At 68.0% G+C, this 23039-nt stretch carries 19 protein-coding genes; 12 read left to right on the plus strand and 7 right to left on the minus strand.

Features of this window, described 5'->3' with window-relative positions:
• Window positions 1–216: 216 nt before the first annotated feature.
• The 3 genes from BMY69_RS13705 to BMY69_RS13715 are packed head-to-tail and all read right to left on the minus strand — an operon-like array spanning window position 217 to window position 2964.
• Window positions 217–1842, minus strand: coding sequence for a histidine kinase famiy protein (locus BMY69_RS13705; RefSeq protein WP_090179186.1), 1626 nt, complete (start codon window positions 1840–1842; stop codon window positions 217–219).
• Window positions 1843–1892: 50 nt separating this feature from the next.
• Window positions 1893–2654 (minus strand): EAL domain-containing protein, encoded by a 762-nt coding sequence (locus BMY69_RS13710; RefSeq protein ID WP_090179189.1) that lies wholly within the window; start codon window positions 2652–2654, stop codon window positions 1893–1895.
• A 37-nt stretch (window positions 2655–2691) separates the two neighbouring features.
• Window positions 2692–2964: a hypothetical protein gene (locus tag BMY69_RS13715; RefSeq protein WP_090179191.1), complete on the minus strand. Its 273-nt coding sequence runs from the start codon at window positions 2962–2964 to the stop codon at window positions 2692–2694.
• A 143-nt stretch (window positions 2965–3107) separates the two neighbouring features.
• Here BMY69_RS13715 and BMY69_RS13720 point away from each other — a divergent pair, with 143 nt between their 5' ends.
• The 4 genes from BMY69_RS13720 to BMY69_RS13735 all read left to right on the plus strand — a co-directional run bounded on the left by BMY69_RS13720 (window position 3108) and on the right by BMY69_RS13735 (window position 9082).
• Complete coding sequence (locus BMY69_RS13720; RefSeq protein WP_090179193.1) at window positions 3108–4325, plus strand: glycoside hydrolase family 27 protein; 1218 nt, start codon at window positions 3108–3110, stop codon at window positions 4323–4325.
• A 142-nt stretch (window positions 4326–4467) separates the two neighbouring features.
• Window positions 4468–5478 (plus strand): AraC family transcriptional regulator, encoded by a 1011-nt coding sequence (locus BMY69_RS13725; RefSeq protein WP_090179452.1) that lies wholly within the window; start codon window positions 4468–4470, stop codon window positions 5476–5478.
• Between the two features lie 115 nt (window positions 5479–5593).
• Window positions 5594–7384: an acyl-CoA dehydrogenase gene (locus tag BMY69_RS13730; RefSeq protein WP_090179195.1), complete on the plus strand. Its 1791-nt coding sequence runs from the start codon at window positions 5594–5596 to the stop codon at window positions 7382–7384.
• 12 nt (window positions 7385–7396) lie between these two features.
• On the plus strand, window positions 7397–9082 hold the full coding sequence (locus tag BMY69_RS13735; RefSeq protein WP_090179198.1) for an electron transfer flavoprotein-ubiquinone oxidoreductase: 1686 nt from the start codon (window positions 7397–7399) through the stop codon (window positions 9080–9082).
• A gap of 35 nt (window positions 9083–9117) precedes the next feature.
• On the opposite strand, the gene BMY69_RS13740 is transcribed toward BMY69_RS13735, so the two are convergent.
• Window positions 9118–9903 (minus strand): GntR family transcriptional regulator, encoded by a 786-nt coding sequence (locus BMY69_RS13740; RefSeq protein ID WP_218143183.1) that lies wholly within the window; start codon window positions 9901–9903, stop codon window positions 9118–9120.
• Window positions 9904–10031: 128 nt separating this feature from the next.
• On the opposite strand from BMY69_RS13740, the gene BMY69_RS13745 reads away from it, so the two are divergent.
• The 7 genes from BMY69_RS13745 (at window position 10032) to BMY69_RS13775 (ending at window position 18884) form a co-directional block, all read left to right on the plus strand.
• Window positions 10032–10901 (plus strand): isocitrate lyase/PEP mutase family protein, encoded by an 870-nt coding sequence (locus BMY69_RS13745; RefSeq protein WP_090179202.1) that lies wholly within the window; start codon window positions 10032–10034, stop codon window positions 10899–10901.
• A complete protein-coding gene (gene leuC / locus BMY69_RS13750; RefSeq protein WP_090179204.1) occupies window positions 10898–12307 on the plus strand; it encodes a 3-isopropylmalate dehydratase large subunit in 1410 nt (469 codons plus the stop codon). Before BMY69_RS13745 ends, leuC begins: the two co-directional genes overlap by 4 nt.
• A complete protein-coding gene (gene leuD, locus BMY69_RS13755) occupies window positions 12304–12924 on the plus strand; it encodes a 3-isopropylmalate dehydratase small subunit (protein WP_090179207.1) in 621 nt (206 codons plus the stop codon). The genes leuC and leuD overlap by 4 nt, the downstream gene beginning before the upstream one ends.
• A gap of 66 nt (window positions 12925–12990) precedes the next feature.
• Complete coding sequence (locus tag BMY69_RS13760; protein WP_090179208.1) at window positions 12991–14388, plus strand: MFS transporter; 1398 nt, start codon at window positions 12991–12993, stop codon at window positions 14386–14388.
• 26 nt (window positions 14389–14414) lie between these two features.
• Window positions 14415–15152: a Sua5/YciO/YrdC/YwlC family protein gene (locus BMY69_RS13765; protein ID WP_090179210.1), complete on the plus strand. Its 738-nt coding sequence runs from the start codon at window positions 14415–14417 to the stop codon at window positions 15150–15152.
• A 20-nt stretch (window positions 15153–15172) separates the two neighbouring features.
• Window positions 15173–16810 (plus strand): 3-(methylthio)propionyl-CoA ligase, encoded by a 1638-nt coding sequence (locus tag BMY69_RS13770; RefSeq protein WP_090179213.1) that lies wholly within the window; start codon window positions 15173–15175, stop codon window positions 16808–16810.
• Window positions 16811–17000: 190 nt separating this feature from the next.
• The gene (locus BMY69_RS13775) at window positions 17001–18884 is read left to right on the plus strand and encodes a DUF1302 domain-containing protein (protein WP_090179216.1); all 1884 of its coding nucleotides are present in this window, start codon (window positions 17001–17003) and stop codon (window positions 18882–18884) included.
• Here BMY69_RS13775 and BMY69_RS13780 read toward each other — a convergent pair.
• The gene (locus BMY69_RS13780; RefSeq protein WP_090179219.1) at window positions 18874–20100 is read right to left on the minus strand and encodes a carboxylate--amine ligase; all 1227 of its coding nucleotides are present in this window, start codon (window positions 20098–20100) and stop codon (window positions 18874–18876) included. The two genes, BMY69_RS13775 and BMY69_RS13780, sit on opposite strands and share 11 nt — an antisense overlap.
• A 353-nt stretch (window positions 20101–20453) precedes the next feature.
• On the opposite strand from BMY69_RS13780, the gene BMY69_RS13785 reads away from it, so the two are divergent.
• Entirely contained in the window at window positions 20454–21158 is a 705-nt protein-coding gene (locus BMY69_RS13785) for a pirin family protein (RefSeq protein WP_090179222.1), read from the plus strand.
• A 17-nt stretch (window positions 21159–21175) separates the two neighbouring features.
• Here the strand turns inward: BMY69_RS13785 and BMY69_RS13790 are convergent, their stop codons facing one another.
• Both BMY69_RS13790 and BMY69_RS13795 read right to left on the minus strand, forming a co-directional pair.
• Window positions 21176–22480 carry a PQQ-dependent sugar dehydrogenase gene (locus BMY69_RS13790; protein WP_177191179.1) on the minus strand — a complete coding sequence of 435 codons (1305 nt, stop codon included), beginning with the start codon at window positions 22478–22480 and terminating at the stop codon, window positions 21176–21178.
• Window positions 22473–22916: a DUF2231 domain-containing protein gene (locus BMY69_RS13795; RefSeq protein ID WP_255364554.1), complete on the minus strand. Its 444-nt coding sequence runs from the start codon at window positions 22914–22916 to the stop codon at window positions 22473–22475. Before BMY69_RS13795 ends, BMY69_RS13790 begins: the two co-directional genes overlap by 8 nt.
• Window positions 22917–23039: the final 123 nt, after the last annotated feature.

Here is a 23039-nt window from a genome sequence, read left to right on the forward strand (position 1 = left end):
AAACGGTGATGTCCGGCGAAGGCCGGTCGGGAGCGCGCGAGGACTGCCCAGCCATCCCCCTGTGGATGGCCGGCGATGATCGCCGAAAAATGAGACTGGCGTCACAACGGCGCGGGCGATTCTATGCCCTGGACGAGACTAAGAGAAGTCCGCAGTTGTGAAGACGACGGCCCCACCGTGGTTCGGGGCCGTCGCCGATGCCTGTGTCGCGGCCGGTCAGCTGACCCCGGTGGGTCCGTCGAGCACGAACCGGATCTTCCGCAGCAGGTCGAGCCGGGAATAAGGCTTGTTGAGCACGTCGAAGGCGATGCCGCCCGCGTCCGTCCGCTGCACGGACTGCGACGCGTACCCCGTGGTCAACAGGACCTTGAGGCCGGGGTTGATCGACCGTGCCCGCCGGGCGAGCGCGACGCCGTTGAGGCTCCCCGGCATCACGATGTCGGTGAACAGGATATCGAAGGCCGGCCCCTGCTCGATCCGGTGCAAGGCCTCCTGGGGATCGGTGAACGCCACGACATCGTAGCCGTGGGATTCGAGGATGCTCTGGGCCAGTGTGGCTAGATCCGGGCGGTCGTCGACCACGAGCACGCGCTCGTGCCCCGACCGGTCCGCGGCGCGATCGATGCGCCGGACCGGCTCAGGCCCCCGACCGTCCTCCTGCTCGATGGCGACCGGGAAATACATGGTCAGGGTCGTGCCCTCCCCCACCGCCGAGTCGATGGCGACGGCACCGCCCGACTGCTTCGCGAACCCGTAGACCATCGAGAGGCCGAGGCCGGTGCCCTTGCCTTCTTCCTTCGTGGTGAAGAACGGGTCCATCACCCGCGTGACGACGTCGGGCGCCATGCCGCTGCCGTTGTCGATGACGTCGATCGCGACGAACGACCCGCCACGCGTGGCCAGCTCGCCCTGATCGTTGATTTCCAGCGGCGTGGCATTGCGCGAGCGGATCAGGAGCCGCTTGTCGGGGCGGCCGTCCATCGCGTCGCGGGCGTTGATGGCGACGTTGAGGAGCGCCACCTCCGCCTGGGTCGGATCGAGGCGCGCGTTCCGCGTGTCGGCGGCGAGATCGAGCTCGAGGACGATGTCGTCGCCGAGCGAACGGGCGAGCATGTCCTGCATGTCCGCGACGATCTGGTTCGGGTTGACGACCCTGCCCTGCAAGGTCTGTTTGCGCGAGAAGGCCAGCAGTTGGGACGTGAGGGTCGAGGCCCGCTGGATGCCCGCCCGGGCACCGCCGATGAAGCGCAGCAGCTTGTCCCTGTCGATCTCCGGATGCGTCAGCCCCACCTCCACCGACTCCACGTAACCGATCATCAGCTGCAGGAGGTTGTTGAAGTCGTGCGCGATGCCGCCGGTCAGCTGGCCGAGGGCCTCCATCTTCTGCGCCTGGCGCAGCGCGTCCTCGGCATCACGCCGACGGCTCACGTCCAGCTGCGAGGCGAAGAAGTACACGACCTCGCCGTTCGCGTCGTAGACGGGCGAGATGAACAGCGCGTTCCAGAACGTCGAGCCGTCCTTCCGGTAATTGAGGATCTCGGTCGCGATTTCCTGGTTGGCCGCGACCGCGTCGCGGATGGCCGAGATCGTCACGCGATCGGTGCCCGGCCCCTGGAGGAGCCGGCAATTCCTTCCCAGCAACTCTTCGGTCGTGTAGCCGGTCATCCGCAGGAAGGCCGGGTTGGCGAAGATGATGGGGTTGTCTGGCGTCCGCGGGTCCGTGACGATCATCGGCATCCGCGTGGTGGACACCGCGGCGAAGAAGATATCGCTTCCGGGGTGGTCGACCCCTTCGTAGACGACCCGGGTTTTCTGCCGGCCGTGGTTGGTGTGTTCAGTCATCGTCGATCCTATGCTTCGCCCGACATTTTCGCGCGCCCGTGCCGCATGGGCTACCCGTGCGAATGCCCGGCCTCCGGCCAGTGGATGTCGGGCAATCCGCCCGTGAGCGGTCTTGCGAAGAAAAAGCCCTGCTGCAGGCGGATTCCCAGGTCGAGCAGCGCCCTGCATTCGCCCTCGGTCTCCACGCCCTCCGCGATCACCTGCACACCGAGCTCGCCGCACAGGGCGGCCATGTGGCGCACGATCATCTGCCGGGGGCGGCTGCCGTCGATACGGCGGACGAGGCCGATGTCGAGCTTGACGAGATCGGGCTGGAAATCGGCCAGCAGGTTCATCCCCGCGAAGCCGGCGCCGAAATCGTCGATCGCCGTGAGGAAGCCATGCGCCTTATAGGCTGCGAGGACGCGGACGAGGTGGTCGTGGTCGACGACCTCCTCGTGCTCGGTCACTTCGAAGATCACGCGCTCCAGCGGCCAATCCGCTTCCCGGGCGGCGGCGAACGTCGCCTGCAGGCAGTGCTCGGGGTTGTACACCGCGTTGGGCATGAAATTGATCGAGAGCAACGCCGGCGGGCCAACCCGGGCCGCCGTGCGGATCGCGACCATGCGACAGGCCTGGTCGAACGCGTAACGGTTGTCCTGCCCGACATGTTCGATCACCTGGGCCGCGGTTTCGCCGCTTAGCCCGCGGACCAGCGCCTCGTGAGCGAACACGGCATGTGCCGGGACGTCGACGATCGGGTGGAAGGCCATGGTGATGCCGCGCGCGACCTCGTCGGCGTTTCCGCAACCCTTGCAGCCGAGGCCAGTCATCCGCCGTGCGCCCGGCGGCCGATCGGCGCCGCGCGCATCAAGGCATGCCGCCGTTCAGCGCCATCTCGCCGGAAGGAGTGGGTTGGTAGGCGAGAACGCCTGCCGGCACGGACGCGGCCAGCGACTCGACCGTGCCCTTGGCGGCGTCGAGCGCGCACGCCATCGCTTCGGAATAGGCGGAGAAGCGCCGGGCCAGGCGGCGCTTACGAAGAACGTTCCCGTCCGGATCGACGATCAGATACGTCGCGACATAACCGCGACCTGGGACGGACTGGACATCGACGTCGATATTGAAAGGGCTGGAATTCACGCAGGTTACCGAACAGGGGTCCGGCGATATCGTGATGGATAAAATGTGAGGCCACGGTGCAGACGCCGGGACAATCCGAGCGGCCTGCGGCCGCGGCAGGGGCCGGCCGGGTACCATGCCGGCATCCTCCCAGGGAAGCTCGAATGACCTCGCATCGTGTACTGCGCCACTCCGCCCTCGTCCTCGGCCTGGCCACGTGCCTGATGGCTTCGGCCCGTGACGGCGGGCCAGCCGTCCCGCCGGTCGACGCCGTGCCGGCGAACGGCCTCGCCCGGACTCCCCCCATGGGCTGGAACAGCTGGAACCATTTCGCCGGGCGCATCACCGCGGAAGACGTTCGCGGCATGGCCGACGCCATGGTGGCCAATGGCATGCGCGATGCGGGCTACGTGTACGTGAACATCGACGACACGTGGGAAGGTGTCCGCGACGCCTCCGGAGCCATACGCCCGAACGACAAGTTCGGCGACATGAAGGCGCTGGCGGATTACGTGCATGCCCGGGGACTGAAGCTGGGCATCTACTCGTCGCCGGGTGCGAAGACGTGCGCCGGATTCGAAGGCAGCTTCGGCCACGAGGAACAGGACGCACGCACCTATGCGGCCTGGGGCGTGGATTTCCTCAAATACGATTACTGCGGCGCCCGTGACCAGTATCCGGTCACCCTGGAGAACCAGCAGGCCCTGTTCCGCCGCATGGGCCAGGCGCTGCGCAGGACGGGCCGGCCGATCGTCTACAGCCTCTCGCAGTCCGGTCAGTTCGACATCTGGAAATGGGGTCCGCGGACGGGCGCCAACCTCTGGCGCACCACGCCCGACATCAGCGACGACTGGTCATCGATGTCCGAACGCGGTTTCCGCCAGCTCGATCTGGCCGCATGGTCGGGCCCCGGCCACTGGAACGACCCGGACATGCTGGAGATCGGCAACGGCGGCATGACGATGGACGAATACCGCACCCAGATGAGCCTGTGGTCGCTGCTCCCCGCCCCGCTCCTCGCCGGCAACGACCTACGTGGCATGGACGCCGAAACCAAGGCCATCCTGCTCAACCGAGAAGTGATCGCCATCGATCAGGATCCCGCCGCCCTGCCCGCGCGTCGGCTGGAGACGCAAGGCGATGTGGAGGTGCTCGTCCGGGACATGAGCGACGGCTCGCGGGTGGTGGGCTTCTTCAACCGGGGCGAGGCGCCCGCGCGGGTCACCTTCCCGTGGAGTCGCCTTGGACAGCGGTTCGCGAAGCCGAGGAATGTGCGCGACCTCTGGAACCATCGCTCGCTCCCGACAAACGAGGGCTACGACGAAGCCCTGCCGCGGCACGGTTCCGTCCTGCTTCGCGTCGGCGCCGCTTCGGGAACCTGAGACTCACGCCATCTGTTCGGCGATCGGGCGCGTACGGTCGGACCCGGCCGTAACGCCATCATCGTGGACAGCCGCATAATGTCGCGATGACGGTGCCGGACGGCCCGACGCATAGACGATGCAAGACCGAATGACCCGCCGCATGGGAACACATCAGGACGCCCTCTCCGCGACGGTGCCTATTTCCATTGTCAACGGCTTCCTGTCGGGGGCCGATCGCGCCGCCGTGTCGCGTCTCGCCGAGCGATCCGGCATTCCGCCGGGACTGCTTCGCAAACCCGGCGCGCGCGTCACGCAGGAGCAGTTCTCGCAGCTGTACCGTCTGCTGGCCGCCGAATTCGACGACGAGATGCCGGGTATCTTCAGTCGGCCGCTGCGTGGCGGGTCGCTGAAGTTCCTTTGCCTGAGCCTGCTCGATGCGCCGCGCCTCGAGGTGGCCCTGCACCGCTACTGCCAGTTCTTCCATCTGATCCTCGACGACTTCCAGCTCACGCTGCACAGCGAGGACGGCGTCGGGGCGCTGGAGCTGACGACCCCGGCGGAGGGTCCGGGCGTCACGCCGCTGGGCAAGATGCTCATGCTCAAGCTCGCCCACGGCGTCGCCTCGTGGCTGGTGCGGCAGAACATCCCGCTCGACGACGCGCTGTTCGACTTCCCCGCCCCGTCGCTGGCCAGCGATTATCTGTACCTGTTTCCGGGTCCGGTGCATTTCAGGCAGCGCTCCACGCGCATCGCGTTTCCCGCGAGCTTCCTCGATCTGCCGGTGCGGCAGCGCAAGGCGGACCTGCGCCGTTTCCTCGATCGCGCACCCGAAGACTGGATCTTCGTCTCGCTGGCCACGCAGATGACCTGCCACCGGGTGCGGCAGCGCATCGTCGCGCTGCTGCCGGACATGCCGACCACCGGCGACGTCGCGGAAAGCCTGTTCTGTTCGGAGCGCACGCTGTGCCGCAAGCTCGCCGTCGAAGGCACCACCTTCCAGGCGATCAAGGACGAAGTGCGTCGCGATATCGCCATCCGGACGCTGACGCATACGAACGCCTCCATCGCGGAAGTCGCGGGCGCCGTGGGTTTCGACAACCCGACCGCGTTCCACCGCGCGTTCCGCCGCTGGACGGGCAGCACCCCGGGCGCGTACCGCAGCCCGGACTGACGCTCCGGCCAGGGTGGCGGATTTTGTCAGTACCTCGGCGGGATTCGGTAACCCGCCGCCATGCCGGATGCCTACGATGGCGGGTGACGCATTCCGCCATCGACTGGATACCCGCATGACATACGCCGCCCCCGTGAAGGACATGACCTTCGTGCTCGAGCACCTCGTCGGCATGGACCGCATCGCCGGTCTTCCCGGCATGAGCGAGGCCACGCTCGACCTCGCGCGCGCCGTGCTGGAGGAAGCCGCGAACCTGAGCGGCGAGGTCCTCGCCCCGCTGAACGCCGCGGGCGACCGCCAGCCCAGCCACTGGGACGACGGCAAGGTCACCTCGTCGCCGGGCTTCCGCGACGCGTACAAGCACTACGTCGACGGCGGCTGGCAGGGCATCTCGCATCCGGGCGAATACGGTGGCCAGGGCCTGCCCAAGGTGATCTCGGCACCGTGCGCGGAGATGCTGCAGGCGGCGAACCTGTCGTTCGGCCTGTGCCCGCTGCTCACCGATGGCGCGATCGAGGCGCTGCTCACCGCCGCGTCCGACGAGCTGAAGGAGCGCTATCTTCCGAAGCTGATCGCCGGCGAATGGACCGGCACCATGAACCTCACGGAGCCGCAGGCCGGATCGGATCTGGCGCTCCTGCGCGCGCGCGCCGAACCGCAGGCCGATGGCTCGCACCGGATCCACGGCACGAAGATCTTCATCACCTGGGGTGAGCACGACCTCACCGACAACATCGTGCACCTCGTGCTGGCCCGCGTGCCGGACGCACCGGAAGGCATCAAGGGCATCTCGCTCTTCGCGGTGCCGAAGTTCCTCGTCGGCGACGACGGCGCGCCCGGCGAACGAAACGCGGTGGAATGCGTGTCGATCGAGCACAAGCTCGGCATCAAGGCGAGCCCCACGGCCGTGCTGCAGTACGACGGCGCGGTCGGTCATCTGGTCGGCGAGGTCAATCGCGGCCTCGAGTACATGTTCGTGATGATGAACGCCGCGCGGTACGCCGTCGGCCTGCAAGGCGTCGCGGTCGCCGAGGCGGCCTATCAGAAAGCCGTCGGCTATGCGCGCGACCGCGTGCAGAGCCGCCCCGTCGACGGCTCGGCGAAGGGCGCCGTGGCGATCATCCGGCACCCCGATGTCCGGCGCATGCTCATGGAGATGCGCGCCCTGACCGAAGGTGCGCGTGCCCTCGCCTATGTCGCGGCGGGCTACTCGGATGTGGCGCACCATGTCGCCGACACCGACGAGCAGGCGCTGCATCGCGCCGCCTACGAATTCCTCGTGCCGATCGTGAAGGGCTGGAGCACCGAACGTTCGATCGACGTCGCCAGCCTCGGCATCCAGATCCACGGCGGCATGGGCTTCGTCGAGGAAACCGGTGCGGCGCAGTTCCTGCGCGATGCCCGCATCCTGACGATCTACGAAGGCACGACGGCGATCCAGGCGAACGATCTGGTGGGCCGCAAGACCCTGCGTGACCGCGGCGCGACGGCAGGCTGGTTCCTGCAGAAGATCGACGGCACGCTGGCCGAACTCGACGCCCACGCCGACGCGGCGACGCCGGCTTTCGAGACGATGCGCCGGAACCTGCGGGCCGGCCGCGACCTCATGGCCGATGCCATCGCGTTCCTGCTCCAGAACGCCGCGGAGCGCCCGAACGCCGTTTACGGCGCCGGCGTGCCCTACCTCGAACTGTGCGGCGTGGTGCTGTGCGGATGGCAGATGGCGCGCGCCCTGCTGCTTTCGACCGCCAGGCGCCACGAGGATCCGGACTTCCACGCGACGAAGATCGCGACGGCGCACTTCTACGCCGCGCACGTGCTGCCGCGCGCCAGCAGCCATGCCGCCACGATCCGTTCGCCCGACGCGATCGAGGACGCGCTGGCGCTCGATCCCGCGCAGTTCTGACCGGAACGCATCATGACGCCAGAAGCACTCCTCGCCGCCCACGGCCCACGCGAATCCATGGACTACGACGTCGTGGTCGTGGGTGCCGGTCCCGGCGGCCTCGCCACCGCCATCCGCCTGAAGCAGCTCGCCGCGGCCGCGGGGCGCGAACTGTCGGTCTGCGTTCTCGAAAAGGGCTCCGAACCGGGGGCGCACATCCTTTCCGGCGCGATCATGGACCCGAGGGCCCTCACCGAACTCTTCCCCGACTGGAAAGAGCGCGGCGCGCCCCTGACCCAGCCGGTCACCCGGGACGAGTTCCTGTTCCTCGGCGAAAGCGGCGCCCGCGCCACGCCGGAGTGGCTGCTGCCGGCGTGCTTCCACAACCGAGGCAACTACATCGTCAGCCTGGGCGCCGTCGTGCGCTGGCTGGCGACGCAGGCCGAAGCGCTGGGCGTGGAGATCTTCCCCGGCTTTCCCGCGGCGGAAGTCCTGTACGACGACGCGGGTGCGGTCAAGGGCGTGGCGACCGGTGACATGGGTATCGGCAAGGATGGCCAGCCGACCGACCAGTTCCAGCTCGGCATGGCGTTGCACGCCCGCTACACGATCTTCGCCGAAGGAGCGCGCGGTCAGCTCGGCCGCGAACTCATCGACCGATTCCGCCTCGACGACGGGCGCGATCCGCAGAGCTACGGTATCGGCATCAAGGAGCTGTGGCAGGCCGATCCCGCGCGACACCAGCCGGGGCTCGTGGTGCACACCGCCGGATGGCCGCTGGAGGACGACACGTACGGCGGCTCGTTCCTCTATCACGCGGAGGACGGCAAGATCGCCGTGGGCTTCGTCGTCGGTCTGGATTACGGCAACCCCTGGCTCTCACCCTTCGACGAGTTCCAGCGCTTCAAGACGCATCCGTCGATCCGCAAACACCTCGAAGGCGGCACGCGGATCGGATACGGCGCGCGAGCCATCACCGCGGGCGGTCTGCTCTCGCTGCCGAAGACCGTCTTCCCCGGCGGCGCGCTCGTGGGTTGCGAAGCCGGTTTCCTCAATGCGAGCCGCATCAAGGGCAGCCATGCGGCGATCAAGACCGGCATGCTCGCCGCCGAGGCGGCGTTCGTCGCCATCGCCGAGGGTCGCGCGCACGACGAGCTGAGCGCGTATCCGGCGGAGTTCGAGCGGAGCTGGCTGCATGCCGAACTGCGCCAGGCGAAGAACTTCAAGCAATGGTTCAAGAAGGGCCGCGCCGTCGCGACGGCGATGACCGGTATCGAACAATGGCTGCTGCCGAAGCTCGGCTTCCGCGAGCCGCCCTGGACGCTTCATCACCATACGCCCGACCACGCCAACCTGCGCCCGGCCGCGACGAGTCCGCGGATCGTCTACCCGAAACCCGACGGCGTGCTCACCTTCGATCGCCTGAGTTCGGTGTTCCTCTCCAGCACCCACCACGACGAAGACCAGCCGGCGCATCTCACGCTGAAGGACCGCTCGCTGCCCGTGCGCGTGAACCTAACGCAGTACGCCGGCCCGGAGGCCAGGTACTGCCCCGCGGGCGTCTACGAGTACATCGGCGTCGACGAAGGTGCGCCCAGGCTGCAGATCAACGCGCAGAACTGCGTGCACTGCAAGACCTGCGACATCAAGGATCCGATGCAGAACATCGTCTGGGTCGCGCCACAGGGTGGTGGCGGACCGAACTACGCGGGCATGTGACCGTCACGGGGCGACACGCGTCGCCCCCTGCCCCGCTACGTCCGCGAACGCTTGCTTCGCGTGGCGGCGTTTCCCACCAGCGACGGGTCGTGGATGATGTGGCCCGCGCTCAGCGTGTCGATCGCGTCGCCCGGCACTTCCATCAGGATGCGGCTGTACCGTGGCGTGAGGTGCGCGGTGACGTACATCACCGGACGTCCGGTGTGATCGTGCATCACGCGCGACATGCGGATCAGCGCGGTGCTGAGGTCGCATTCGAGCAGCTTCGCGCGATACGGATCCGCCGACTCGGCGCTGATCTCCTGCACCACGCGTCCGAAGCGCACGCCCATCGCGTTGAGCAGCGCGTACATCGGACTGCGCTTCAGCGCCGCCGTCGTGATGTCCTTGCCGATGTCCGCCGGCACCCAGGCTTCGGTGATCATCAACGGCGTGTCGCTGGCGACGCGCACGCGCACCGCGTGCACGACGCGGCCCGGACGCGGAATCCGCAGGAACGCGTTGATGCCAGGAGGCGGCGCGATCGTTTCGAGCGTCACGACGCGCACATCCGTCGACTGCGCGGTGTGTTTCAGTTCGTCGATGAAGCTCAGCGCCGATAGATTCGCACCGGTGGTGAGGTTGTCGGTGACGTAGGTGCCGCTGCCGTGACGGCGCTGCACGAGTCCTTCCGCTTCGAGATCGGCGAGCGCTCTGCGCACCGTCGCACGCGCCACGCCGAAGAGCTGCACGAGCGCCTCTTCCTTCGGCAGCGCCGTGCCCGGTGCGTAGGTCCCTTGCGCGATGCCGTCCTTGAGCACGAGGAAAATCTGCCTGTGCAAGGCCGTCCCTTTTGTGCGCGTAAGTCCTTCATTTTTCATGCAGTGCAGCATAACAGACGCTTGACGCCCCATGTCTAGTTGTTCAACACTCTAGACAACTTTGGTGGGTACGGAACGGGTGTCGGTGTATGTCTGAATCCTCGGGACTCGGTGCGTTGCTCGCGGCGCCCGGCATGACGATCGTGCCGGGTGCGTACGACGCGATCGGTGCGCGGCTGATCGAAGAGGCCGGCTTCGCCGCCGCGTACATGACCGGCGCGGGCACCGCCCTCGCACGCGGCTACCCCGACCTCGGCCTGATCACCATGACGGAGATGGTCGAGAACGCCGGCACGATGGCGCGCGCGATCGGTATCCCCCTGATCGCCGACGCGGACACCGGCTTCGGTAATGAACTGAATGTCACCCGCTGCGTCCGCGAGTACGAAGCGCGCGGCGTCGCGGCGATCCACATCGAGGATCAGGTGATGCCCAAGCGCTGCGGCCACCTCGACGGCAAGGAAGTCGTGTCGCGTCAGGAATTCCTGGCCAAGGTCCGCGCCGCCGTGGCGGCGCGCCGCCATCCCGGCTTCGGCATCATCGCGCGCACCGACGCCCGCGCCGTGCTCGGTTTCGACGAGGCCGTCTGGCGCGCCAACGCGGCGCTCGACGCGGGCGCCGACATGGCGTTCGTCGAAGCCACGCAGACGCTCGACGAAGCGGCGTCGGTACCACGACTCGTCGCCGGTCCCTGCGTCCTCAACGTCGTGCCCGGCGGTCGCACGCCTCTGTCGGATCTCGGCGAGGCGGAGTCGATGGGCTACCGGATGGCGATCCTCCCGGCACTGGTCTTCATGGCCACGATCGACGCCGCCGACGCCGTGCTGGCGACGCTTCGCCGCACGCGGGTATCGCCGCCGCGCGAGCAGAACATCACGCAGATGTTCCGCCGGTTCGATGCCGATCGCTGGGACGCGCTGCGTTCGCGTTTCCTCGGCGAGGACGTGACGACGCCATGACCGCCCGTACTCTCTTCGACAAACTGTGGGACGCGCACGTGGTGCGCGACCTCGGCGACGGCTGGGCCCTGCTCCACATCGATCGCCACCTGCTGCACGACCTCTCCGGGCCGCCGGCACTCGCGGAAGTCGCCGAACGTGGCCTCGGTCTCCACGACGCCCGCCTCGTGTTCGCGACGCCGGACCACGCCGTGTCGAGCCAGCCGGGACGTGTCGCCACCACGTTTCCACAAGGCGGAAAGTTGCATGCGGCCCTGAAGAGCCGCAGCGCGGCGATGAACGTGCGCCTGTTCGACCTCGGCGAGCCGGGCCAGGGCATCGTCCACGTGATGGGCCCGGAACTCGGCATCGTGCTCCCGGGCTTGACGGTCATCTGCGGCGACAGCCATACGTGCACGAACGGCGGCCTCGGCGCGCTCGCGTTCGGCGTCGGCTCGTCGGAGAGCACGCATGCGCTCGCCACGCAGACCTTGCGGATGCGCAAACCCAGGGAGCTGCGCATCCGTTGCGAAGGACGCCTTGGCGCCGGCGTGACGGCGAAGGACCTCGCGCTGCACATCATCGGGAAGCTGGGCGCTTCCGCCGGCGTCGAGAGCGTCATCGAATACACCGGCCCCGCCATCGAGGCCCTGGGCGTCGAAGGGCGACTCACGCTGTGCAACCTGTCGGTGGAGCTCGGCGCGCGGGCTGGCATCGTCGCGCCGGACCAGCGCACCTTCGATTACCTGCGCGGCCGTCCCTTCGCGCCCACCGGCGAGGACTTCGATCGGGCCGTGGCTCACTGGCGCACCCTCGCCAGCGATCCGGATTCGCAGCCGGACCGCGAGGAAATCATCGACGCCTCGGCGGTACGCGCCACCGTGACCTGGGGCACCAGTCCCGAACATGCCCTGGCGATCGACGCCAACGTCCCGGATCCGATGGACGTGCGCGAGGCGACGCAGCGCGAGGCGCTGCGTGCCGCGCTGGACTACATGGGCCTGACCGCCGGGCAGCCGATCGCGGGGACGCCCGTGGACTGGGTATTCATCGGCTCCTGCGCCAACGCGCGCCTGAGCGACCTGCGCGCCGCGGCCGAGGTCGCGCGCGACCGGCACGTCGCGCCGGGCGTCACGGCGTGGGTGGTGCCGGGATCCGAATCCGTCAAGCGCGCCGCCGAAGCCGAAGGGCTGCACGATGTCTTCCTCGCCGCCGGGTTCCAGTGGCGCGAGCCGGGCTGCAGCATGTGCGTGGCGGCCAACGGCGAACGCGTGCCGCCGGGCCAGCGCTCGGTATCCACGTCGAACCGCAACTTCGTCGGGCGCCAGGGACCCGGTGCGCGCACGCACCTGGCGAGTCCGCCGATGGCGGCCGCCGCCGCGATCGCGGGCGCGATCGTCGACGTGGCGCAGGTGACGGGAGCATGACCGTGAAACGCGAGCCGTTCACCACCGTATCGGGGCCGGCCGCCTGGCTCCCGAAGCCGAACATCGATACCGACGTCATCATCCGCATCGAGCGTCTCACCACGCTCCCGCGTGGCGAGCTCGGCCCCTACGGCTTCGAATCGCTGCGTTATCGCCCCGACGGCAGCGAAGACCCGGACTTCGTGATGAACCAGCCCCGGTTCCGTCGCGCGCCGTTCCTTCTCGCCGGCGAGAACTTCGGCTGCGGTTCGTCGCGCGAGGGCGCCGTGTGGGCATTGCGCGAGATGGGCGTCCGTTGCGTCATCGCGCCCAGCTTCGGCGACATCTTCTACAGCAACTGCTTTCAGAACGGCGTGCTTCCCATCCGCCTGCCGGCCGACGAGGTCGAGGCCATCGGCAGCCTCTGCCGCACGGGCGCGCCGCTGAAAGTCGATCTCGAACGGCTCCGCCTGGAGCCGCCCGGACAGCCCCCGCTGTCGTTCACCGTCGATGCCCAGCGCCGGGAGGCGTTGCTCACCGGCCTGGACGACATCGACCGGACCCTCAAGGACGACGACGCCATCCGCGCATGGCAAAACGCAGACCGCGCGGCACGGCCGTGGGTCTGGTCGATCTGAACCCACCCTCGAATCGTCGATGACCTCGGCGCCCGGGACACGCGAAGCGTGACATCGGAGACAAACGTGAAAAGCGAGACCTTCCAGATCGTCGACGGCACGGGAACACCCGCGCCGCCGGATCGCGCCACCGCCGCGCAGCGGCTCGACCGCCTGCCCACGGCGTCCTTCCATCGCCGCATGGCGATGATGATCGGTCTCGGCCTGTTCTTCGACGGCTTCGACCTCTACATGGCGAGCGGCATCATGCCCGCACTCGCGGCGTCCGGCTGGGCCGATATCCACGCGAACGCGCTGTTCGCCTCGGCCGGCGCGCTGGGCGCGCTGATCGGCGCGTTCTTCGCGGGGTGGCTGGGCGACCGGCGCGGTCGCAAGTTCACCTTCCAGTTCAATCTCGGCCTGTTCGGCTCGATGTCGGTCGCCGCGGCGTTCGCGCCGAACATGGAGTGGCTGATCGCGCTGCGCTTCCTCATGAGCATCGGGCTGGGCGCGGAGATCGTCGTCGGCTACGCGACCATCTCGGAGTTCGTGCCGCCCGCCACCCGCGGGCGCTGGAGCGCCGTGCTGCTGTTCGTCGCCACCGCGTCGCTGCTGGCGTCGAACCTGGTGGGCTATCTCGTCATCCCGACGTTCGGCTGGCGCTGGATGTTCGTCATCGCCGGCGCGGGTGGGCTGGTGGTGTGGGCCATGCGCAAGAGCATGCCGGAATCGCCGCGCTGGCTGGAACTGGTCGGACGCTGGCGGGAGGCCGACGCGATCCTGGATCGCATCGAGGCGGAGGTGTCCACGCAGACGGGCAAGCCGTTCCCGCCGCTCGCGAACGCGCGCGTCGTCGCCGCATCCACGTTCACGACGCGGGACCTCTTCCGCTCGCCGATCCTCCGCTCGACCGTCATCGGCGTCACGCTGAACGTCGTCGCCCTGAGCGCGCTCTACGGCTTCATCATCTGGTTGCCCACGTTCCTCGTGAAGCAGGGTCTCGCGGTGCAGGCCTCGCTCGGACACACGGCGCTCATTTCGACCGGCAGCCTCGCCGGCGTCTTCCTCGCCGGCCTGCTCATCGATCGCTGGAGCCGGAAGCACTGGATCGTCCTGGCCTCGGTGATCTCCGCCGTGCTCGGCTACGCCTACGCCAACGCGGGCAGCCTCGAGGCCACGACGGCCGTCGGCATCGCGCTGATCGCCTCGCTGTACCTCGGCACGACGATGGGCTGGACGACCTACGTCCCCGAACTGTTTCCCACGGAGCTGCGCCTCCGCGGCGCCGGCATCTCGAGCGTGGCCGGCCGCGCGGTCGCCATCGTCGCGCCGCAGGCCGTGGCGCAGCTCTACGCTATCAATGGCGTCAACGCCGTCGTCTACAGCCTCATCGGCCTGCTCGTCGCCCAGGCGGTGATCGTCGGGCTGTTCGGCATACAGACGAACCGGCGCTCGCTCGACATGCAGTTCGTGGGCAACCACTGATACGGATCAACGAAGAAGGCACACGTATGACCAGACTGAACATCAAAGACGACGCGCAGCGCATTTTCGACGCGCTCGCACTCGGCGGCATCGCGATCATTCCCAACGACGCGGGGTACGCGATGATGGGTGGCTCGGCGGAGGCGATCCGCCGCATCTTCGTGGCGAAGGGCCGCGGCGAGCACAAGCGCAACGCGATGATGTGCTCGATGGAGATGCAGCGGGAGCTCCACGTGCTCGACGCGCGCTGCCAGGACATGATCGAGATCATCACGCAGGACTACAACCTCACGCTTGGCGCCGTGGCGGCATTCCGCCCCGAGCACCCGATGCTGGCGAAGCTCGATCCCGTCACGCTCGCGGCGAGCACCGGCAAGGGCACGCTGGGCATGCTGCTAAACGCCGGGAAGCTCTTCGACGAAGTCTGCCGCCTCTCCCGCGAGGCGGGCCTGCCGATCTTCGGCTCGTCGGCCAATCTCACGGGCACGGGCCCGCGCTTCCGCGTCGAGGACATTCCGCAGGAACTGATCGACATCGCGGACGTGGTGATCGATTACGGCCTGCGCAAATACCACACCTACCAGCGCTCCGCGACGATCCTGCGCTTCGGCAACGGCAACGTGGAGGCCGTGCGCATCGGCTCGTGCTACGAGCTGATCTGCGACGTGCTGAAGCGACACTTCGACGTCGAACTCCCCGCCGATCCGGGCCGCGCGGCCAACGCGTCGGGCCATCTCGAAGAATTCGCCTTCAGGACGGCCTGAAGGCCGCGAGGTACATCGTCATGCTTGGCCTGATGCAAGACCAACCCCTCCTGATCTCGTCGCTGATCGAGTTCGCCAGCCGCCAGCACGGCGACACCGAAATCGTTTCGCGGCGGGTGGAAGGCGACATCCACCGGACCACCTGGCGCGCGGTCGCGTCGCGCTCGCGGCAGGTCGCCAATGCGATCGAAGCGGACTACCTCGCCTTCAGCGAGCGCGTCGCCACCCTGGCCTGGAACGGCTACCGACACCTCGAGCTCTACTACGGCGTCAGCGGTTCCGGCCGCGTGCTGCACACGATCAACCCGCGCCTGCACCCCGACCAGATCGCGTGGATCGTCAACCATGCGGAAGACCGGATCCTCTGCTTCGACCTCACGTTCCTGCCGATCGTCCAGGCCATGCACGCGCAATGCCCCACCGTCGGACGTTGGGTGGCGCTGTGCGACGCCGACGCCCTGCCCGCCGGCACGGGTATCCCGGACCTGGTGAGCTACGAGGCGTGGATCGCGGAACATGGGGCCACCTACGACTGGCCGGAGTTCGACGAGAACACGGCGTCGAGCCTGTGCTACACGAGCGGCACGACGGGCAACCCGAAGGGCGTGGTCTACAGCCATCGCTCGACGCTGTTGCATGCGTACGCCGTGAGCCTGCCGGACGCCATGTGCCTCTCGGCGCGCGACACGGTGCTTCCGGTGGTGCCGATGTTCCACGTCAACGCCTGGGGCCTGCCGTACTCGTGCGCGCTCGCCGGCGCGAAGCTCGTGCTTCCCGGACCCGCGCTCGACGGCGCGTCGATCTACGAACTGATCGAGTCGGAACAGGTCACGTTCGCCGGTGGCGTCCCGACGATCTGGCAAACGCTGCTCGACCACCTGCACGGCCACTGGCTGAAGTTCTCCTCGCTCCGTCGCACGGTCATCGGCGGCTCGGCCTGCCCGCCGGCGATGATCGACGCCTTCCAGACCGAATTCGATGTCGAGGTGTTGCACGCGTGGGGCATGACGGAGCTGTCGCCGCTCGGCACGATCTGCACGCTGAAGAGCCACCAGCTCGACCTGCCGGCGCACGAACAGGCCACGCTTCGGGCGAAACAGGGCCGAGCCATCTTCGGTATCGACATGGGCATCCTCGACGAGGAGGGCCGCGCTCTACCGTGGGACGGGAAGACCGGCGGCGAGCTGGTGGTCCGCGGCCCGTGGGTCGCGAAGGACTATTTCGACAGCGAGGCCGGGTCGCCGCTCGTGCGCGACGCGCAAGGCCGCGAGTGGTTCCCCACGGGCGACGTGGCGACGATCGACGCCGACGGCTTCATGCAGATCACCGACCGCAGCAAGGACCTCGTGAAGTCCGGCGGCGAGTGGATCAGCTCGATCGACATCGAAAACATCGCGGTCGCGCATCCGGACATCTCCCTGGCCGCCTGCATCGGCATACCGCATCCGAAGTGGGACGAACGTCCCATCGTCGTCGCGGTCAGGCGCCCCGGCAGCGTGGTGTCTCGGGAAGACCTGCTGGCCTTCTACGCCGGCAAGACGGCGAAGTGGCAGATCCCCGACGACGTCGTCTTCCTCGACACGATCCCGCTCGGCGCCACCGGAAAGGTGATGAAGGGCAAGCTGCGTGAGCAGCTGAAGGACTACCGCCTGCCGTAACACCGGTTCGCCATGGGGAGGTGGCGAGCCGCATCCCAAACCGTCGTGAGTACACATCCGAATCGTCCCAGGGCCAGCAAGGGAAATCGCTGGAGGGGCGGGTCATGCCCGCCGCGGGCGATTCCGGGCACGACGCGCCTGCCGATCGCGAACTCCTCCCGTATCCATCCATCGCAGAGATAGGGGTGTCATGAACAACCGCACTTGGGCCGTCGCGGCCGCACTGGCCGGCAGCGCCGCATCGGGGCATGCCGCCGAATTCAGGCTGACCGATGGCGTCACGGCGAGCGTTCGCACGGTCGCCACGCTCGGGACGATCGTCCGCACGTCCGATCCGGCTCCGTCGACCTACGCCCTGATTCCATCGACCGCGGTGCCCGGCGCGCGGCCGGGCCAGCTCGTCGGCCAGACCGGCGGCTCCGACCTGAACTTCAGGAAGGGACACGCCGTGAGCACGCTGCTCAAGGCGATGGTCGACATCGACGTCCATGGAAAGACCTCGGGCGTCTTCGTCCGGCTCGACGGCTGGCACGACTTCACGCTCGGTCACACCGACGCGCGCTACGGCAACAATCCGAATGGCTTCACGCCGGACCGGCCGCTGTCGGATCGCGGCTTCGCACCCGACGCGAAGTTCAGCAACGTGCGGGCCCGCGACGCCTACGCGTACTGGCGCTTCGACGGCGCCGGCGACACGCGCGGCGATCTTCGCATCGGCCGGCAGGTGCTCGGGTGGGGCGCGTCGCAGTTCTTCACCGGCGGCATCGGTGCCGTGACCAACCCGTACGACACCGCGGCCCAGGTACGGCCAGGCGCCCTGCCCCAGGAAGCCAGGGTACCTATCGGCATGGTCAGCCTGAGCCTCGCCTTCGGCAAGGACTGGGGCGTGGACGCCTACGTGCCCTACGAATTCCGGCCCGCGAACATTCCCGGATGCGGCACCTTCTTCGACGCCGCGTCGGTGATCCCGCAGGGTTGCAACATCGTCGGTCCCTTCGGCGCACCGCTGCCCGGTACGCCACTGGCGACGCCGGACACGCTGACCGAGCGCGCGCTGCTCGCCAACGGCTACTACCTGCATCGCGACGACCAGCGCCAACCGAACGGATCGGGGCAATACGGTGTGTCGGTCCGCTACACCGTCGCCGACTGGGCCACCGATTTCCGCGCCTACGCCGCGCGTTCCGACAACACCTTGCGCAACGTGTACAGCCTGACGATCGAGAACGTGAACGGCGCGACGCTGCCCGCAGGCATCCCCGGCGCCCTGGCCCGGCTCACCGATCCGAACGGCCTCAAGTACGGTCTCGTCTACCCCAAGGGCGTGCACGTCTACGGGGTGAGCTTCGATACGAAGTTCGCACCGACGGCGAAACTCTATGGCGAGGTCGCGTATCGCAAGGACCAGCCGATCGGCTACAGCCCGATCGATCTCCTGCTCGCCGGCTTGCTGCGCTCGCCGACGTCGATCCTCGAAGAGCAGCGCAAGATCCTTTCGGTGCCTGCGGGACAGACCTTCGAAGGTTACGACCGGCATCCGGTGCTCACCGCGAACCTCGGCGGCAGCAAGCTGTTTCCGAAGGTGCTCGGCGCGGACAGCGTCGGCCTCGCGGCCGAGATCGGCTACAGCCACGTCAGCACGCTCCCCGACCCCGCGGTATTCCGCTACGGCCGCGGACTCGCCTACGGTGGCGCGCCGTACTACGTCGGCGACAAGCTCACCGCATGCACCGAAACCCTTCCCGGCGTCAACGGCGTGACGGGCAAGACGTGCAGGTACGAAGGCTACGTGTCGACGAACGCGTGGGGCCTGCGTGGAAGGGCGTCGGCCACCTACGGCAACGCCGTCCTCGGTGGCGATCTCACACTCTCGCTGACGCTCGCCAAGGACATCAGGGGCTACTCGTACGACAGCACCTTCGTCGAAGGCCGCATGCTCGCGCGCACCGGCCTCCGGATCGACTGGGGCAAACGCTACTTCGTCGAAACGGCGTTCTCGCGCCTGTTCGGTGGCAGGTACAACCTGCTGGCGGATCGCAGCAACGTGTCCTTCGTCGGCGGGCTCAGTTTCTGACGGCCCGCGGACCGAGCCGTCGCAAGGCGGCCCTCACCGCCGCGGAGCGACGTCGTAGCATGGCGGTCAGCCCGTGCAGCGCGGGCTTGGGATCGTCCATGCGGAAGACGTGGAAGTCGGCCGACAGCCATTGCAGCGCGATGTGCGCGAGCGAATCGGCGCGCTGGCCTCGCGCACGCCGGACAGAGGCCAGGTCGTGGTGCAGGTCGACGCAGAGTTTCCCTTCGGCATAGTCACGGGAGGCCTTCGCCACCGGCAGGCCTTGCGCGTCGTGCCAGGCCATGTCGCACACGTTCACGCCCCGGCGCGCGGCGAACTCCACGTACGTCCATGCCCGCGTGTTCACCTCGAGGATGCGGAACGCGCCGTCGCGCGGGTCGCGCTTGAATTCGGCGCTGAAGATGCCGCGATAATCCAGTCCGTCGAGCAGACGGCGCACATGCCGCACCGCGTCGCCCACCTCGACGAGCGGCACCGACGCCGAGCACGAGCTGTTGCCGAAATCCGGGGGCGACATGCGCCGGCGGCGCCGCGCGAAGAGGCCCGCATAGCGCCCATGCGCGTCGCGGAAGCCGTCCACGAAGAAGTGTTCCGTCGCGGGGCCGGGCACGTACTCCTGCGCCATCACGGAGAAGCCCTGCGCGTGGAAACGCGCCCAGGCCTCCGCCATCGCGACACGACTGTCGACCCAGACGCCCTTCACACCGGTCACGTCGCTGAACTTCTGCGAGTTAACGGGCTTGATGAAGACCCGGTCCAGCCGCTCGAACGGAACGGCCTCGACATCGTCCAGCGAGGACAGGCGATAGGTGCGCGGGTGCGGCACGCGGATCGCGGCCAGGTAACCGGCGAACACGGACTTGTCCTGCAGCAGCTCCTGCGTGGCGCGGGTCGAGGTGGACACGAGGAATCGGGAACCGAGGTCGGTCGATGGCAGGTCGGCCAGCCACATGGCGGCATCGTCGGCGCCGGGAATGATCACGGCGCGCTCGAGCGGCATCGCCCGCAGCGCGTCGAGCGCCTGCGGCCCGGGACGCCCGTCCCACGGCATGCCCGGCGTCGGCCGGTACCAGCGCGAATGGACCACCAGGTCGTCGGGCGGGCACGCCACATACGCCGGAATTCCTGCGAGCGCGACGCTTCGCAGGATGCCCAGCGCGGTCGGGCCGCGCCCCATCACGATAGCCGGTACCCTGCCGGTTCCGACGTTGTCCATCGCCTGCCTCCGATGGGACGGCGACGATCGGCCGTCCTCGCGGCCAGTAGAGCCCATCGCCCACGCGCGTGCCATTCGGTCGAACGGTCTATGCGGTTCGCGCGCCGTCGTCGACCGCCCTCCCGCATGGACCGAGGACGTGGACCCCGGCGTGCGCCGGGGTGACGGGTTCACGCAGGCGCTCACACCCCCTCACGTCGCACCGGCGCACGCCGGTGCCCACGGCGAGGCGATCGGTCGTCGCGACACCGCACACGCACGAACACGTGCCAGCGGGCCGCGGAAGGCATCGCATTTATGCAATAGAACCGGGGCGACAAGCGCTAAGTTGGCGGCATTCCCTGGAGATGCCCATGTTCGTCATCCGTCACGCCGCCGACCGCGGCCATGCCAACCATGGCTGGCTCGATTCCCATCACAGCTTCTCGTTCGCAGATTACCGCGACGAGGACCACGTCCATTTCGGCCCGCTGCGTGTCATCAACGAGGACCGCGTGGCGCCTGGCGCGGGCTTCGGCACGCACTCGCACCGCGACATGGAAATCATCAGCTACGTGCTCGAGGGCGAGCTGGCCCATACCGACTCGATGGGCAACAAGGTCGTTATCCGGCCCGGCGAGGTGCAGATCATGTCCGCGGGAACCGGCGTGACGCACTCCGAGGAGAACCACGCCAGCACCGTGACGCACTTTCTGCAGATCTGGATCATCCCGAACCGGTTGCACCTGAAGCCGGGCTACCAGCAGACCTTCTTCCCGGACGCCGAGAAGCGCGGCAAGCTGCGCCTCGTCGCGAGCGAGCGCGGCGAGCACGGTTCGGTGACGGTCAACCAGGACGTGCGCCTGTACGCCGGGCTGTTCGGCCCCGACGAGTCGGCGCACCACACGATCGATTTCGAGCGCATCGTCTACGTGCACGTGGTCCGTGGCACGGTGCACGTGAACGGCCATCCGCTCAACGCGGGCGACGCGGCGAAGATCACCGGCGAGAACCGCGTCGAGTTGAGCGACGGCGTCGACGGCGAAGTGCTTCTCTTCGACATGGCGCCACTGGACTGACCGTACGGTGACATGCCTCAGGGTGCGGCGGCCGACACCCGCCAGACCGTGTTGCCCACATCGTCGGCGACCAGGAGCGCGCCGTCCTTGTCCAGCACCACGCCGACCGGTGCGCCGTAGAGTTCGGACTCGTCGCTCGAATGGAAGCCGGTCACCACCGTTTGCGGCTTCCCTGCGGGCTTGCCGTCACGGAACGGGACGAACACGACTTCGTATCCGCTGAGCGGCGAGCGGTTCCAGCTGCCGTGCTCGCTGACGAACGCACCTTCCTGAAACTGCGCCGGCAGCGCGTTCTGCCGGGTCAGGAGGAAACCGAGCGCCGCCACGTGCGATCCCAGCGCGTAATCGGGCCGGATGGCCTTCCTGACCAGATCCGGCCGCTGCGGTGTCACGCGCGTATCGACATGCTGCCCGTAGTAACTGTAAGGCCAGCCGTAGAAACCGCCTTCGGTGACCGAGGTCATGTAATCGGGCACGAGGTCGCCGCCGATCTCGTCCCGTTCGTTCGCGATGGCCCAGAGGGTGTTCGTCGACGGGTTCCATTGCAGGCCCGTCGGATTGCGGATGCCCGAGGCATAGATGCGGCTGCCGCCCGTCGCGACATCCACCTCCAGCACCGCCGCGCGGCGGTACTCCACCTCCAGACCGTTCTCGGTGACGTTGCTGTTCGAGCCGACGCCCACGTAGAGCTTCGTACCGTCGGGGTTCGCTTCCAGCGCCTTGGTCCAGTGGTGGTTGATCGTCGAAGGCAGATCGGCGAACTCGACGCCGGGCGCCGTGATGCGCGTCTGGCCTTTCTCGTACGGGAACCTGACGATCGCATCGGTATTCGCGACATAAAGCGAATCGCCGATGAGCTGCACGCCGAACGGCGAATGCAGGTTCTCGAGAAAGACGTGCTTCTCCCATGGGCCACTTCCGCTCCTGCGCAGGAGCGTGATGCGGTCCCCGCCCTTGGCGGCCTTGCCCGACTCGCTCTTGGCCAGGGCCGCCAGCAACTGCTTCGGCGTGGTGACGGCTTCCTCGCCCGGGCTGTTGGCTTCGACGACGAGGACGTCGCCGTTGGGCAAGGTCAGGAGCTGGCGCGGATGCTTCAGGCCATCGGCGATCTTCTCGATCGAGAGGCCCGCCGCCACCGAAGGCGCCGCGCCCTGCTTCCAGCCCACGAAATCCGGCACCTGGATGGGCGGCAAGAGAAAAAGCTTCGCTTTCGGCAGCGACGGTTCCGCGCCGGACTGCTGCACCGGCTCCAGCGACGCCTTGTCGCCGCAGGCGCTCAGGAGCACGGCGCAGGTCACGGTGAGCATCGTGGCCTTACGCATGCGCGGTCTCCCGCTGGGTACCGCCACGCGTGGCGATGACGACGTGACCGGCGGCGATCGGCAGCACGGTCAGCACCGACAGCCACACACCGGCCGGGACGATCGCATAGGCGTCGCGCGTATGGACGAGGGCGTTGAACACCGCGACCACGATCGCCACGAGGTTGAGCCAGAAGTCGAGCCGATCCGCAGGGGTGCTGATCCGGCGCGACGTGATCCACACCTGCGTCAGGTTGACGAGCCGCGGAACCACGGCGAAGACGAGCCCGAGCGACACCAGCCAGGCGGCTCCCCTCGCCCAGAGGATGGTGCCGGTCGCGGCATAGGTGGCATCGAAGATGAGCGCGCCGACGAAGAAGCCGAAGGGAATCGGATTCAGCACGCCGTAGACGGCGTTTGCCACCACCGACCGTCGTGGCGAAGCGGGATGCATCATGGGCAGCGTCTCCGGCGAGGGAAAAACCAGCCCGTTGTGTAGCCCGCCGCTCGTGCAGACGATGTATGGACCCAACCGCCGAACATCACGTCGTAGGAGCGCGCCCTGCGCGCGACAGCTCTT

It is taken from the genome of Luteibacter sp. UNC138MFCol5.1, from assembly GCF_900110505.1.
Classification (GTDB): Bacteria; Pseudomonadota; Gammaproteobacteria; order Xanthomonadales; family Rhodanobacteraceae; genus Luteibacter.